A 14,402-nucleotide genomic window follows, 5' to 3' on the forward strand; every position below is an offset into this window, starting at 1 on the left:
TAATATGAGCTACTGATTAGACTTGGTACATAACCTTTAATTTTATCTACTATTTTGATAATTATTTTTTAGATGAAATACAAATGTTAGATAAATACAAAGATAAAAATGAATTTTATAGTTTAGTCGGCATAAAATGTTATAGTTATGTACCAAGTCTATTGTAAATTTTGGTCGCGAAATCAATCATTAACAATTTGAGTATAAGCTCTAAAAGGTAAAGCACTAACCTTTAAACCTTTTTTATTAATAGGTAAACCCATATAATCAGCAATTGTACCAATTTTTCAACCATCAGTAGGAGAATTAACAGTCGGAACTAAAATTTCGCTAGAAACAGCCCAAGGGTCTTCATTTTCACCAAAAAATTTCTTAAAATCATCTCAAATAATCCGATTTGGAACAAAAAAACCATAAACATCAATATTCGCAACATCCATAACCGGTTTTAACATCGTAGTTTGTCGAATAAGAGCTTTAATATCTAATTTAACATTATCACCAGGCAAAATCTCATCCAAATAAATTGGAACTAAATCACCTGCATTAAAAGCAGTAATAAGCTTGCTATTTCTAACAAACATTGAATGTTGCGGAGAACTATTTAAAGTATTCCCAAAATTATAAACTAATTTATTTTTTTTCATCTACTTCTTCTCCTTTTACATCTAAATCATCTTTAATATCTTCTTGTTTATGATTTTTATTATCATTATTCAAACTTTTTAAATAATCATTAATAACATTTAAATTATCAATATTTTTTAAAAGATTTAAAGTTTCCATTGCTGAACTTGGTAACTGCGATAAATCAACATATGAACCTTCTTTAAAATTCAAATTTACAATTTCGCCGGTTCCATATCTATCAATCATTTCATTTAAAGTTGTACCAACACCAGCTTCCTGGATTTCATTATATATATTTGCTACTTTACTAACTCGTAAAGAAACTTCACCAGTATCTTTACTAACAACTCTTTCATAAATCTTATATTCAGCTTTACCACTCTCAGAAGGAACACTGACATTTTCAAATTCCTTATAAATTTTTTTCATGTTTTTTACCTTTCATAATATTTTTATTTTGTTGTTCAATTCAAGATGAATAACCATGATTATCTAAATAATCTTTTAAGACATCTAAATCTTTATCAATATTTTTACTTTTAATATATATCGACCTAATTGTTTCAATAATTAAAACAATAATCCCAGCACTAATAAGCATCGCTGAAATAATCACATAAGCTGGTCAATCAATATTTAAATGAGTATGTCCTATAAGACAAATAACAATTCCAGCTATAAAAAATAATGACGAAATTCCAAAGACCTTTAAAAACATAATAATGTCTTTAATACTAATTTTTGACATAAAAAACTCCTTTCTCTTGTTTTGAGAAAGGAACAGATGGTACAATATACCAGGGAAGGAATTACTGTGATTAATTCCTTTCTCATATATCAATTATACATAAAAAAAGAAATTATTTAAAATAATTTCTTTTTTAAGATTCTATTTTTTAGAAATTTTCTTTAATAGACTTGGTACATAACTATAACATTTTATGCCGACTAAACTATAAAATTCATTTTTATCTTTGTATTTATCTAACATTTGTATTTCATCTAAAAAATAATTATCAAAATAGTAGATAAAATTAAAGGTTATGTACCAAGTCTAATATAACAATTATAACTATAAGAGTAATTAAAATTAAAAGACCCATAATATATATATTAAATTAGAATCTTATTCCACCACGAGATGTGGAACGAAATAGATTAGCAGCACGAACAGTTTTTGCAGTATTGCTCAAATAACGACGATGTGCTTTAGTATTATTAACTTTTTTACGAAATGCCATTTTATATTACCTCCTTATGTGTAATAATATATTAAAGCTATTTGTTATCTTTGACAATACGCTTTAAACTTTTAACTCTCTCATGAAGGATATGGTCTTTATTACCCAATAGTTTGACATATCCAACACCAGCTTCTTGAACAGAAGCAGTTAAATTAAATTTCGCATTAACAATGCGATTTTTTTTATTGCTTCTAAATGTTCAGCATTCTGCTTCTCATAAAGTCGGTCAAAATAACGCGGTGGTTGAAGCTTTATCAAACCTTTCTCAGTATTTAAATTAATAACATCATATTGATAAATATCTTCAAAATTATCTTCAAAATATTTTTTACCAATTCCCTTACTCATATACAATTTTTCTTGTTCAATATTAAGTTTCTCATAATCTAATTTATTAGCTTTTTTTAAAGTATAACGAGCAACATAACCCGCACTCTGATAAGTAACTCGACCAATTTTATGTATTCCTTTTCCTCAAATACGGTCAACAACTTTACTAATAAAGTATGGATGACCTAGTTTTGAGACCTCTCCGGTCAATTCCAAGTCCATTTAATGGTAGACCAAAGAAACAGATGTGATAATGGGGTCTCTGTGTGCGAGAACCATATTCTGAACTTGCTAAGTACTTAATATCAAATATATTTTCACGTTCAAAATTTTTACGTAAAGAATTAATAAATCTTTTTAAATCAGAATATCGACAAGTATATCTACCTTCATCATTAATCGGAATAAATTCATCAGCATAAGTCAAAGTAATAAATCAATTATCATTAGAACTTTTACATTCCAAAGCTGAACGTACTGCTCACTCCTTAGAATTATCTAATTTACATCCGATACACTTACGACAAGGAACAGCATTGTTATTTTTATAATAGCGGTTCATATCTTTTGTAAGTTTTTCAATACAATTAAATCTTTTAAATTTTGCTTTTTCACCCTTTTTCAAGTTATAAACTTGAATTGGTTTTAAACATCCCATAAATTCTCCCAAAAATTTTTTGCGTCAACGGGGCATAGTATATTGAATATACTATGCCCCGTTGACGACAAGAAATTTATTTTAAATATACTATGCCCCGTTGACGACAAGAAATTTATTTTATAAATTTCGCCGACGAAACAATCAAATTTTTCAAATTATTTTGATATAAATCGGTACGCATATTAGTTCCTTTGGCATTTGCTAAATCACCTAATAGACGAGCACTTGAACCAATAATATTGGAAATAATTCCCGCGGATTGTCCACCAGCTCCGCTAGAACCAGCAGGAACAGCACCAGCAGCACTAGTAAAAGCAGTAAGGGGATTAACCCCTGCTTTTTTCATATCTTCAGTTCCGCGCTGTCATTGGGTGTTGGCCATTCGCTCTTGAAAATCACGATTTAACTGATTTTGTGTTCTGGCGCTACTTGCACCAACACCTAAAATATCGGTAATAACATTTTTAATTCCTTCTCCGAATTTATCAAAACCAGATTGTGTGTTTTCATTAATATTAGGATATACATCTTTAAAATCATTCATAAGAAATCTCCTAAATTCTATCAATACCGGGAATACTAAATACCGGCATTGGTCGTTCATGTTTAACTTCAAAATAAAAATCAGCTTGAAATTGTGGCATATCATTAGTTGATTTAACAGCAAGAGTCCGGTCAATATTAGCCTTATCTTCTTTCAATCATTCAGCAGACAATTTAGGTAAAGAAGAATAATTATCACCATAATGATAATAATCTAAACCTTTCTCAACACTACGCATCATTCCAGTAATCTTATTGAATTTAGTACGATAAGAAGCTCAAGCCTCATTATAACCAAAAATTTCATCATCAACAGTAGTGGTACCACCACTAAAATAAATTTCTTTATTTTTAATTGGTTGTTCACCGATATTAGCAAATATTGGGTCATAAAAATCATTACGAGTACTACGAGTTCATAATTGTTCTAATCCTTGTTGATACGAATGTTCATATCGAACAGCAGCAACCAAAATTAAATAACCATGTTCCAAAAAAGTTTTATTAATTAAACTTTGACTTAAAAAACTTTCACCAAAAGCAGATAAATTTGCTTGAGCACTATCAGAAACAGTACTTGAAGTTTGCGGAACAGTATTGACATTTAAAGGTTTACGATAACCACCTAAATACTCAGCACGCTGTTGAGTTGCATCTAAAGAATTAACACCAAAATGTGAACGCAAATATTCAACATAACGCGTACCACTACGAGCATCTTTTTCTAACATATGCTGATATGTTATCGCTTGTCGTAAATCATTAATAGAAATACCTGTAGCTTTAGATAAATCAGCATATAAATTATTAGGATAAAGTTCATCTTTAGGTGCAACAGTTAAAGGATTTGTCAAATCTAGACCAGCAATTGAATAAGGATATTTACCATCAACATTTTTCCCTACCATACCAAGACGACCGGCAGCTTGTTTTTGACTATCAAAATCTGTACCATCAGTTTTACTAAATGTCAACGGATTTCATTTTCCTTTAATAACTGGTTGTTTATCAGTATGAATAGGAGCAGAACCGCCAATATTTAAATTAATAGCATCACCTTTTTGTGGTTTAGGCAGAGCACTAGTAAAATAATCATGATACTTATTAGTAATAAAAGGCATACCACCTAATTCTAAATCTTTAACTCAATCAGTACCATTAGAACCAGTTCCCGTAGAATTAGTTTTATTAATATGAGCTACTGATTGTAAATTTTGGTCGCGAAATCAATCATTAACAATTTGAGTATAAGCTCTAAAAGGTAAAGCACTAACCTTTAAACCTTTTTTATTAATAGGTAAACCCATATAATCAGCAATTGTACCAATTTTTCAACCATCAGTAGGAGAATTAACAGTCGGAACTAAAATTTCGCTAGAAACAGCCCAAGGGTCTTCATTTTCACCAAAAAATTTCTTAAAATCATCTCAAATAATCCGATTTGGAACAAAAAAACCATAAACATCAATATTCGCAACATCCATAACCGGTTTTAACATCGTAGTTTGTCGAATAAGAGCTTTAATATCTAATTTAACATTATCACCAGGCAAAATCTCATCCAAATAAATTGGAACTAAATCACCTGCATTAAAAGCAGTAATAAGCTTGCTATTTCTAACAAACATTGAATGTTGCGGAGAACTATTTAAAGTATTCCCAAAATTATAAACTAATTTATTTTTTTTCATCTACTTCTTCTCCTTTTACATCTAAATCATCTTTAATATCTTCTTGTTTATGATTTTTATTATCATTATTCAAACTTTTTAAATAATCATTAATAACATTTAAATTATCAATATTTTTTAAAAGATTTAAAGTTTCCATTGCTGAACTTGGTAACTGCGATAAATCAACATATGAACCTTCTTTAAAATTCAAATTTACAATTTCGCCGGTTCCATATCTATCAATCATTTCATTTAAAGTTGTACCAACACCAGCTTCCTGGATTTCATTATATATATTTGCTACTTTACTAACTCGTAAAGAAACTTCACCAGTATCTTTACTAACAACTCTTTCATAAATCTTATATTCAGCTTTACCACTCTCAGAAGGAACACTGACATTTTCAAATTCCTTATAAATTTTTTTCATGTTTTTTACCTTTCATAATATTTTTATTTTGTTGTTCAATTCAAGATGAATAACCATGATTATCTAAATAATCTTTTAAGACATCTAAATCTTTATCAATATTTTTACTTTTAATATATATCGACCTAATTGTTTCAATAATTAAAACAATAATCCCAGCACTAATAAGCATCGCTGAAATAATCACATAAGCTGGTCAATCAATATTTAAATGAGTATGTCCTATAAGACAAATAACAATTCCAGCTATAAAAAATAATGACGAAATTCCAAAGACCTTTAAAAACATAATAATGTCTTTAATACTAATTTTTGACATAAAAAACTCCTTTCTCTTGTTTTGAGAAAGGAACAGATGGTACAATATACCAGGGAAGGAATTACTGTGATTAATTCCTTTCTCATATATCAATTATACATAAAAAAAGAAATTATTTAAAATAATTTCTTTTTTAAGATTCTATTTTTTAGAAATTTTCTTTAATAGACTTGGTACATAACTATAACATTTTATGCCGACTAAACTATAAAATTCATTTTTATCTTTGTATTTATCTAACATTTGTATTTCATCTAAAAAATAATTATCAAAATAGTAGATAAAATTAAAGGTTATGTACCAAGTCTAATATAACAATTATAACTATAAGAGTAATTAAAATTAAAAGACCCATAATATATATATTAAATTAGAATCTTATTCCACCACGAGATGTGGAACGAAATAGATTAGCAGCACGAACAGTTTTTGCAGTATTGCTCAAATAACGACGATGTGCTTTAGTATTATTAACTTTTTTACGAAATGCCATTTTATATTACCTCCTTATGTGTAATAATATATTAAAGCTATTTGTTATCTTTGACAATACGCTTTAAACTTTTAACTCTCTCATGAAGGATATGGTCTTTATTACCCAATAGTTTGACATATCCAACACCAGCTTCTTGAACAGAAGCAGTTAAATTAAATTTCGCATTAACAATGCGATTTTTTTTATTGCTTCTAAATGTTCAGCATTCTGCTTCTCATAAAGTCGGTCAAAATAACGCGGTGGTTGAAGCTTTATCAAACCTTTCTCAGTATTTAAATTAATAACATCATATTGATAAATATCTTCAAAATTATCTTCAAAATATTTTTTACCAATTCCCTTACTCATATACAATTTTTCTTGTTCAATATTAAGTTTCTCATAATCTAATTTATTAGCTTTTTTTAAAGTATAACGAGCAACATAACCCGCACTCTGATAAGTAACTCGACCAATTTTATGTATTCCTTTTCCTCAAATACGGTCAACAACTTTACTAATAAAGTATGGATGACCTAGTTTTGAGACCTCTCCGGTCAATTCCAAGTCCATTTAATGGTAGACCAAAGAAACAGATGTGATAATGGGGTCTCTGTGTGCGAGAACCATATTCTGAACTTGCTAAGTACTTAATATCAAATATATTTTCACGTTCAAAATTTTTACGTAAAGAATTAATAAATCTTTTTAAATCAGAATATCGACAAGTATATCTACCTTCATCATTAATCGGAATAAATTCATCAGCATAAGTCAAAGTAATAAATCAATTATCATTAGAACTTTTACATTCCAAAGCTGAACGTACTGCTCACTCCTTAGAATTATCTAATTTACATCCGATACACTTACGACAAGGAACAGCATTGTTATTTTTATAATAGCGGTTCATATCTTTTGTAAGTTTTTCAATACAATTAAATCTTTTAAATTTTGCTTTTTCACCCTTTTTCAAGTTATAAACTTGAATTGGTTTTAAACATCCCATAAATTCTCCCAAAAATTTTTTGCGTCAACGGGGCATATCTCTCTTGATTCAATTCAATTCAATTCAATTCAAGAGAGATATGCCCCGTTGACGACAAGAAATTTATTTATATACTATGCCCCGTTGACGACAAGAAATTTATTTTAAATATACTATGCCCCGTTGACGACAAGAAATTTATTTTAATATACTATGCCCCGTTGACGACAAGAAATTTATTTTAATATACTATGCCCCGTTGACGACAAGAAATTTATTTTAATATACTATGCCCCGTTGACGACAAGAAATTTATTTTATAAATTTCGCCGACGAAACAATCAAATTTTTCAAATTATTTTGATATAAATCGGTACGCATATTAGTTCCTTTGGCATTTGCTAAATCACCTAATAGACGAGCACTTGAACCAATAATATTGGAAATAATTCCCGCGGATTGTCCACCAGCTCCGCTAGAACCAGCAGGAACAGCACCAGCAGCACTAGTAAAAGCAGTAAGGGGATTAACCCCTGCTTTTTTCATATCTTCAGTTCCGCGCTGTCATTGGGTGTTGGCCATTCGCTCTTGAAAATCACGATTTAACTGATTTTGTGTTCTGGCGCTACTTGCACCAACACCTAAAATATCGGTAATAACATTTTTAATTCCTTCTCCGAATTTATCAAAACCAGATTGTGTGTTTTCATTAATATTAGGATATACATCTTTAAAATCATTCATAAGAAATCTCCTAAATTCTATCAATACCGGGAATACTAAATACCGGCATTGGTCGTTCATGTTTAACTTCAAAATAAAAATCAGCTTGAAATTGTGGCATATCATTAGTTGATTTAACAGCAAGAGTCCGGTCAATATTAGCCTTATCTTCTTTCAATCATTCAGCAGACAATTTAGGTAAAGAAGAATAATTATCACCATAATGATAATAATCTAAACCTTTCTCAACACTACGCATCATTCCAGTAATCTTATTGAATTTAGTACGATAAGAAGCTCAAGCCTCATTATAACCAAAAATTTCATCATCAACAGTAGTGGTACCACCACTAAAATAAATTTCTTTATTTTTAATTGGTTGTTCACCGATATTAGCAAATATTGGGTCATAAAAATCATTACGAGTACTACGAGTTCATAATTGTTCTAATCCTTGTTGATACGAATGTTCATATCGAACAGCAGCAACCAAAATTAAATAACCATGTTCCAAAAAAGTTTTATTAATTAAACTTTGACTTAAAAAACTTTCACCAAAAGCAGATAAATTTGCTTGAGCACTATCAGAAACAGTACTTGAAGTTTGCGGAACAGTATTGACATTTAAAGGTTTACGATAACCACCTAAATACTCAGCACGCTGTTGAGTTGCATCTAAAGAATTAACACCAAAATGTGAACGCAAATATTCAACATAACGCGTACCACTACGAGCATCTTTTTCTAACATATGCTGATATGTTATCGCTTGTCGTAAATCATTAATAGAAATACCTGTAGCTTTAGATAAATCAGCATATAAATTATTAGGATAAAGTTCATCTTTAGGTGCAACAGTTAAAGGATTTGTCAAATCTAGACCAGCAATTGAATAAGGATATTTACCATCAACATTTTTCCCTACCATACCAAGACGACCGGCAGCTTGTTTTTGACTATCAAAATCTGTACCATCAGTTTTACTAAATGTCAACGGATTTCATTTTCCTTTAATAACTGGTTGTTTATCAGTATGAATAGGAGCAGAACCGCCAATATTTAAATTAATAGCATCACCTTTTTGTGGTTTAGGCAGAGCACTAGTAAAATAATCATGATACTTATTAGTAATAAAAGGCATACCACCTAATTCTAAATCTTTAACTCAATCAGTACCATTAGAACCAGTTCCCGTAGAATTAGTTTTATTAATATGAGCTACTGATTGTAAATTTTGGTCGCGAAATCAATCATTAACAATTTGAGTATAAGCTCTAAAAGGTAAAGCACTAACCTTTAAACCTTTTTTATTAATAGGTAAACCCATATAATCAGCAATTGTACCAATTTTTCAACCATCAGTAGGAGAATTAACAGTCGGAACTAAAATTTCGCTAGAAACAGCCCAAGGGTCTTCATTTTCACCAAAAAATTTCTTAAAATCATCTCAAATAATCCGATTTGGAACAAAAAAACCATAAACATCAATATTCGCAACATCCATAACCGGTTTTAACATCGTAGTTTGTCGAATAAGAGCTTTAATATCTAATTTAACATTATCACCAGGCAAAATCTCATCCAAATAAATTGGAACTAAATCACCTGCATTAAAAGCAGTAATAAGCTTGCTATTTCTAACAAACATTGAATGTTGCGGAGAACTATTTAAAGTATTCCCAAAATTATAAACTAATTTATTTTTTTTCATCTACTTCTTCTCCTTTTACATCTAAATCATCTTTAATATCTTCTTGTTTATGATTTTTATTATCATTATTCAAACTTTTTAAATAATCATTAATAACATTTAAATTATCAATATTTTTTAAAAGATTTAAAGTTTCCATTGCTGAACTTGGTAACTGCGATAAATCAACATATGAACCTTCTTTAAAATTCAAATTTACAATTTCGCCGGTTCCATATCTATCAATCATTTCATTTAAAGTTGTACCAACACCAGCTTCCTGGATTTCATTATATATATTTGCTACTTTACTAACTCGTAAAGAAACTTCACCAGTATCTTTACTAACAACTCTTTCATAAATCTTATATTCAGCTTTACCACTCTCAGAAGGAACACTGACATTTTCAAATTCCTTATAAATTTTTTTCATGTTTTTTACCTTTCATAATATTTTTATTTTGTTGTTCAATTCAAGATGAATAACCATGATTATCTAAATAATCTTTTAAGACATCTAAATCTTTATCAATATTTTTACTTTTAATATATATCGACCTAATTGTTTCAATAATTAAAACAATAATCCCAGCACTAATAAGCATCGCTGAAATAATCACATAAGCTGGTCAATCAATATTTAAATGAGTATGTCCTATAAGACAAATAACAATTCCAGCTATAAAAAATAATGACGAAATTCCAAAGACCTTTAAAAACATAATAATGTCTTTAATACTAATTTTTGACATAAAAAACTCCTTTCTCTTGTTTTGAGAAAGGAACAGATGGTACAATATACCAGGGAAGGAATTACTGTGATTAATTCCTTTCTCATATATCAATTATACATGCCAAATTGTAAAGTTAAGTGCAACTAAATTATTTTTCTAACCAAATATTCGATTGGCGAAAGATAATTTAGTATTTTTCTTGGTCTTTGGTTTAAAGACAATATAAATTTATGAACTGCATTTTTAGTAGTGTTTGAAAAATTAAATTTTTTAGGAAATTTTTCTCTAATTAAACCATTAGTATTTTCATTAGTACCTCTTTGTCAAGGTGAATATGCATCAGCAAAATAAATTTTCACATTTAAATTTTTTTCAAGTTGTTGTCAATTAGCAAATTCTTTACCCCTATCAAATGTTATAGTCTTAACAAGATTATTTGGAAGAATTGATAAATAATGACTAATATTTTTGTTAATAACTTTAGTAGTTCTATTTTCAACTAATATTGCTAAAGTAAATCTTGATGTTCTTTCAACTAAAGTTATTAAACATGATTTACTTTTACCTCGTGATGATACTACAGTATCACCTTCTCAATGGCCAAGAGTTATGCGATTATTAACATTTCGTTCTTTAATGGATTTAATGGATTTACCATTAAATTTACCCCGATTTTCTTGAGATTTTCGTTTCTTACCTTTTCTTCTTAAATTTTTACTAGTAACCTTTTCAAGTAATCCAGAATAAATTCAATTGTAAATTGTTTTAAAACTAATAATTCATTCTTGATGAAAATTTTTAATTCTGCCATAAATTTGTTCAGGCGATCAACCTAATAATAATTTTTGTTGTACATATTTTACTAATTCTCTATTTTTAAATTTATGAAAATAAACATGTAATTGTTTTCTATTTTCTGCTTTATTTTGTGCAATTAATGAAAAATAATGATTATTATCTTTATTTCTATTAACTTCTCGATTAATAGTACTAATACTTCGATTAAGATTTTTAGCTATTTCACTAATTTTTACTTTAAATTTCAATTGATTCTCAATATAAATTCTTTCATCTATGCCAAGATGTTTGTATCCCATATAAAAACTCCTTAAATTTACTTTTTCTAAAATAAACTTAGCATCATGAAATTTTTATATGAAATCTTTTGCAATTTTATTTACTTGCACTTACAAGTATAATTCAGCAATTAAATTATAACTTTTTATACCTAGAAAATAAACCCCATACTTATACAAATAAATAATATTCCATTTTTGAACTTTTGAAAAAGAAATTATAATTTATTTTAAGGACAATCTTGAATTATTAAAATTTATTTATGAAAAAACTGTTATATTAAGTGACACCAAATTTGAAAAACATAAGATTAAAGCTGTACAAAAATTATTGACAAAAACAAAAAATTAAATAATAAATAAAAATTACAACATTTATGAATATCTTAGACTGAAAAATATAACCACAAAAGGCGAGCAATAATTTTATCATTGATATAAGTTATTTTTCATCTAACTATTCTACATAAGGAGAAAGGAGGCAATAAAATGAACAAGTGTAAAGACTGCAAATGTTCTTGTTCTGAGGGACATAATTGCAAAGACTGTAAGAAAGATAGTACTAGTAAACATAGTTGCTAACAAATTAAGACAATAAAATAAAAAAATAAGTCTCTAACTAAATTCCTTTGTTAGAGACTTATTTTACTATATATCTAGTTTTCCATTACAACCACATCGTACACATGGGGTATTTGTCGTAATGATGACAACAATTGTTGAAGCAGAACTTTGTTGGCAATTTTAATAACAAGATTAATACTGTATTTATTATCCGAACTTGTTTCAATATGAATTTGTTGAATCGAAGCATTTAAATTAGCAAGAATATTGGTAATATTAGCCATTAAACCATCACGGTCGTAACAAATTACTTTAATATTACTATAATATTGATGGCGCTTAACGACATTTTCATTCCACCACACTTCCAAAAGTCGTCCTTGGCGTTCTTCTGGAAGAATATTATGGCAATTAACACGATGCACGCGAATCCCACCAAGTTTACTAACATATCCCGTAATTGGTTCTAACGGCACTGGCATACAACAATGAGCTAAAGTTGCTTTAATATTATCAGCACCTTTAACAATAATGTCATCTTTTAAGTTAATTTTTTCAACTTTTTTTTCTTGAAGATGATTTAAATAAGTATTAGGACTAGTTTCATTACTTGCTAATAAAAGATTAATCGCATCATCAAGTTGATATTTCTTATTAGCAACATCTAAATAAAAATCTTCTAAAGTATGATATTTTAATTGCTTTAAGCGATGCATTAGATCTTTTTGGGAAACTAATTTTCATTTTAATTTCCGTTGCGTTAAAACATCATCAATCGTTTTTTTAACATTTTTAATTTTTTTAAGATTTTTAGATTCATTATCTTTATGAGTTTCATCAAATTCTTGTTCTTGTTTTTTTAAAAATCTTTTAATTTTATGCAATGCATAACTAGTTTTAGCAATAACTAGTCAGTCACGGGATGGTCGCATATTTTTGCTAGTTTTAATTTCCACAACATCACCAGATTTTAAAACAGTACTAACAGAAACATAGTTACCATTAATCTTACCACCCGTAGTTTTCTCACCAATATCAGTATGAACTTTATATGCAAAATCTAAAATTGTTGACCCAAAAGGCAAAGTAATAACTTTACCATTAGGAGTTAAAACATAAATTAAAGAAGTAAAAATATCACTCTTAACGGCTAACTCCATATTTGGTTTTTCATTATTTTCTAACTCTTCATTGTTAATATTTTCTAAATCTAAAATCCGATTAAAAATATCTAAGCGCTCATCAATATCAGCTTGGCGTTTTTTAGTATTATAGATTTCGTCCTCTTTGTATTTTCAATGCGATGCTGCTCCATAAGTTGCCTTTTCATCCATATCAACAGTTCGAATTTGAATCTCATAAATTGTTGCATCTTGAATAACTGTTGTATGTAATGACTGATATAAATTATATTTAGGCGTTGCAATATAGTCCTTAAATCTTCCTGGTAAAGGTGGAAATTGCTGATGCAAATAACCTAAAATCGTATAACATTCATCTATCGTATTAGTAATAATTCTTATCGCTAATAAATCATGAATATCTTCAAATTTACGCCCAAAATAATACATCTTACGATAAATTGAATAAATACTTTTGCTACGACCAGAAATTGTTGCTTTAATATTCTTACTATCTAATAATGACTTAATATTGTTAATCATTATGGCCATTAATGATTCTAAATGTTCTTTTTCCAAATCAACATTGCGAGAAATTCTTTTATATTCAACAGGATTTAAAATTGCAAAAGACAAGTCTTCTAAAAGACTTTTTACTTGTCGCATCCCTAACCGGTGCGCAATTGAAGAATAAACTTCTAAAGTTTCTTTCGCAATAACTTTTTGTTTTTCTGGTTCCAAATATTCAATTGTTTGGATATTATGTAAACGGTCTGCTAACTTAATAACAATAACACGAATATCGTGCGCCATACTTAAATATAACTTTCGCAAATAATTAGATTTAATTTCACTACGATTCATTTTAGCAAAATAAGATACTTTCGTGACCGCTTCAACTAAAGTTGATATCTCAATACCAAACTCTTTATTCAAGTCTTCAAAAGTTGTCGGTGTGTCTTCTAACACATCATGTAATAAACCAGAAATTAATGTTGCTAAATCCATATGCCATGTTGCCAAATAATAAGTTGTTCATAAAGGATGATTAATATAAGGTTCACCACTTTTTCTTAACTGCTGATCATGCTTATTATAAGCATAGGCATATGCGCGTTTTATTTCCTCAATATCTTTTTCATTACTAATATAGGTTTTAACTTTATCTAAAACTTGTTTAAATGTTATCGATTTCATAATA

The 14,402-nt window shown here is 28.5% G+C and carries 19 protein-coding genes; all 19 read right to left on the reverse strand.

The annotated features are described in order from the left end of the window. Positions 1–158: 158 nt before the first annotated feature. Positions 159–647: a major capsid protein gene (locus ACFEL5_RS00580; RefSeq protein WP_375315453.1), complete on the reverse strand. Its 489-nt coding sequence runs from the start codon at positions 645–647 to the stop codon at positions 159–161. After that, entirely contained in the window at positions 634–1,059 is a 426-nt protein-coding gene (locus tag ACFEL5_RS00585; RefSeq protein WP_375315454.1) for a hypothetical protein, read from the reverse strand. The genes ACFEL5_RS00580 and ACFEL5_RS00585 overlap by 14 nt, the downstream gene beginning before the upstream one ends. After that, positions 1,043–1,378, reverse strand: a complete 336-nt coding sequence (locus tag ACFEL5_RS00590) for a hypothetical protein (RefSeq protein ID WP_375315447.1) — start codon at positions 1,376–1,378, stop codon at positions 1,043–1,045. The genes ACFEL5_RS00585 and ACFEL5_RS00590 overlap by 17 nt, the downstream gene beginning before the upstream one ends. A gap of 370 nt (positions 1,379–1,748) precedes the next feature. Continuing rightward, positions 1,749–1,871 carry a hypothetical protein gene (locus tag ACFEL5_RS00595; protein WP_375315448.1) on the reverse strand — a complete coding sequence of 41 codons (123 nt, stop codon included), beginning with the start codon at positions 1,869–1,871 and terminating at the stop codon, positions 1,749–1,751. Between the two features lie 150 nt (positions 1,872–2,021). Further along, entirely contained in the window at positions 2,022–2,414 is a 393-nt protein-coding gene (locus tag ACFEL5_RS00600; protein WP_375315455.1) for a hypothetical protein, read from the reverse strand. Then, positions 2,371–2,898, reverse strand: a complete 528-nt coding sequence (locus ACFEL5_RS00605) for a rolling circle replication-associated protein (RefSeq protein WP_375315435.1) — start codon at positions 2,896–2,898, stop codon at positions 2,371–2,373. The genes ACFEL5_RS00600 and ACFEL5_RS00605 overlap by 44 nt, the downstream gene beginning before the upstream one ends. Before the next feature lie 79 nt (positions 2,899–2,977). Beyond that, on the reverse strand, positions 2,978–3,409 hold the full coding sequence (locus tag ACFEL5_RS00610; protein ID WP_375315442.1) for a hypothetical protein: 432 nt from the start codon (positions 3,407–3,409) through the stop codon (positions 2,978–2,980). A gap of 10 nt (positions 3,410–3,419) precedes the next feature. Further along, on the reverse strand, positions 3,420–5,099 hold the full coding sequence (locus ACFEL5_RS00615; RefSeq protein WP_375315456.1) for a major capsid protein: 1,680 nt from the start codon (positions 5,097–5,099) through the stop codon (positions 3,420–3,422). Further along, the gene (locus ACFEL5_RS00620) at positions 5,086–5,511 is read right to left on the reverse strand and encodes a hypothetical protein (RefSeq protein WP_375315454.1); all 426 of its coding nucleotides are present in this window, start codon (positions 5,509–5,511) and stop codon (positions 5,086–5,088) included. Before ACFEL5_RS00620 ends, ACFEL5_RS00615 begins: the two co-directional genes overlap by 14 nt. Then, a complete protein-coding gene (locus tag ACFEL5_RS00625) occupies positions 5,495–5,830 on the reverse strand; it encodes a hypothetical protein (protein ID WP_375315447.1) in 336 nt (111 codons plus the stop codon). Before ACFEL5_RS00625 ends, ACFEL5_RS00620 begins: the two co-directional genes overlap by 17 nt. A gap of 370 nt (positions 5,831–6,200) precedes the next feature. Further along, positions 6,201–6,323 (reverse strand): hypothetical protein, encoded by a 123-nt coding sequence (locus tag ACFEL5_RS00630; protein WP_375315448.1) that lies wholly within the window; start codon positions 6,321–6,323, stop codon positions 6,201–6,203. Between the two features lie 150 nt (positions 6,324–6,473). Beyond that, positions 6,474–6,866: a hypothetical protein gene (locus tag ACFEL5_RS00635; protein ID WP_375315455.1), complete on the reverse strand. Its 393-nt coding sequence runs from the start codon at positions 6,864–6,866 to the stop codon at positions 6,474–6,476. Then, the gene (locus tag ACFEL5_RS00640; protein WP_375315435.1) at positions 6,823–7,350 is read right to left on the reverse strand and encodes a rolling circle replication-associated protein; all 528 of its coding nucleotides are present in this window, start codon (positions 7,348–7,350) and stop codon (positions 6,823–6,825) included. Before ACFEL5_RS00640 ends, ACFEL5_RS00635 begins: the two co-directional genes overlap by 44 nt. A gap of 255 nt (positions 7,351–7,605) precedes the next feature. Next, a complete protein-coding gene (locus tag ACFEL5_RS00645; protein ID WP_375315442.1) occupies positions 7,606–8,037 on the reverse strand; it encodes a hypothetical protein in 432 nt (143 codons plus the stop codon). A 10-nt stretch (positions 8,038–8,047) separates the two neighbouring features. Next, the gene (locus ACFEL5_RS00650) at positions 8,048–9,727 is read right to left on the reverse strand and encodes a major capsid protein (protein WP_375315456.1); all 1,680 of its coding nucleotides are present in this window, start codon (positions 9,725–9,727) and stop codon (positions 8,048–8,050) included. Beyond that, positions 9,714–10,139 carry a hypothetical protein gene (locus tag ACFEL5_RS00655; RefSeq protein WP_375315454.1) on the reverse strand — a complete coding sequence of 142 codons (426 nt, stop codon included), beginning with the start codon at positions 10,137–10,139 and terminating at the stop codon, positions 9,714–9,716. The genes ACFEL5_RS00650 and ACFEL5_RS00655 overlap by 14 nt, the downstream gene beginning before the upstream one ends. After that, on the reverse strand, positions 10,123–10,458 hold the full coding sequence (locus ACFEL5_RS00660) for a hypothetical protein (RefSeq protein ID WP_375315447.1): 336 nt from the start codon (positions 10,456–10,458) through the stop codon (positions 10,123–10,125). Before ACFEL5_RS00660 ends, ACFEL5_RS00655 begins: the two co-directional genes overlap by 17 nt. 125 nt (positions 10,459–10,583) lie before the next feature. Next, positions 10,584–11,537 carry an IS30 family transposase gene (locus ACFEL5_RS00665; protein WP_375315457.1) on the reverse strand — a complete coding sequence of 318 codons (954 nt, stop codon included), beginning with the start codon at positions 11,535–11,537 and terminating at the stop codon, positions 10,584–10,586. Positions 11,538–12,172: 635 nt separating this feature from the next. Next, positions 12,173–14,398 (reverse strand): RelA/SpoT family protein, encoded by a 2,226-nt coding sequence (locus ACFEL5_RS00670; RefSeq protein WP_375315458.1) that lies wholly within the window; start codon positions 14,396–14,398, stop codon positions 12,173–12,175. Between the last annotated feature and the right edge of the window lie 4 nt (positions 14,399–14,402).

Source organism: Spiroplasma endosymbiont of Tipula paludosa, from assembly GCF_964264785.1.
GTDB lineage: Bacteria > Bacillota_I > Bacilli_A > Mycoplasmatales > Nriv7 > Nriv7.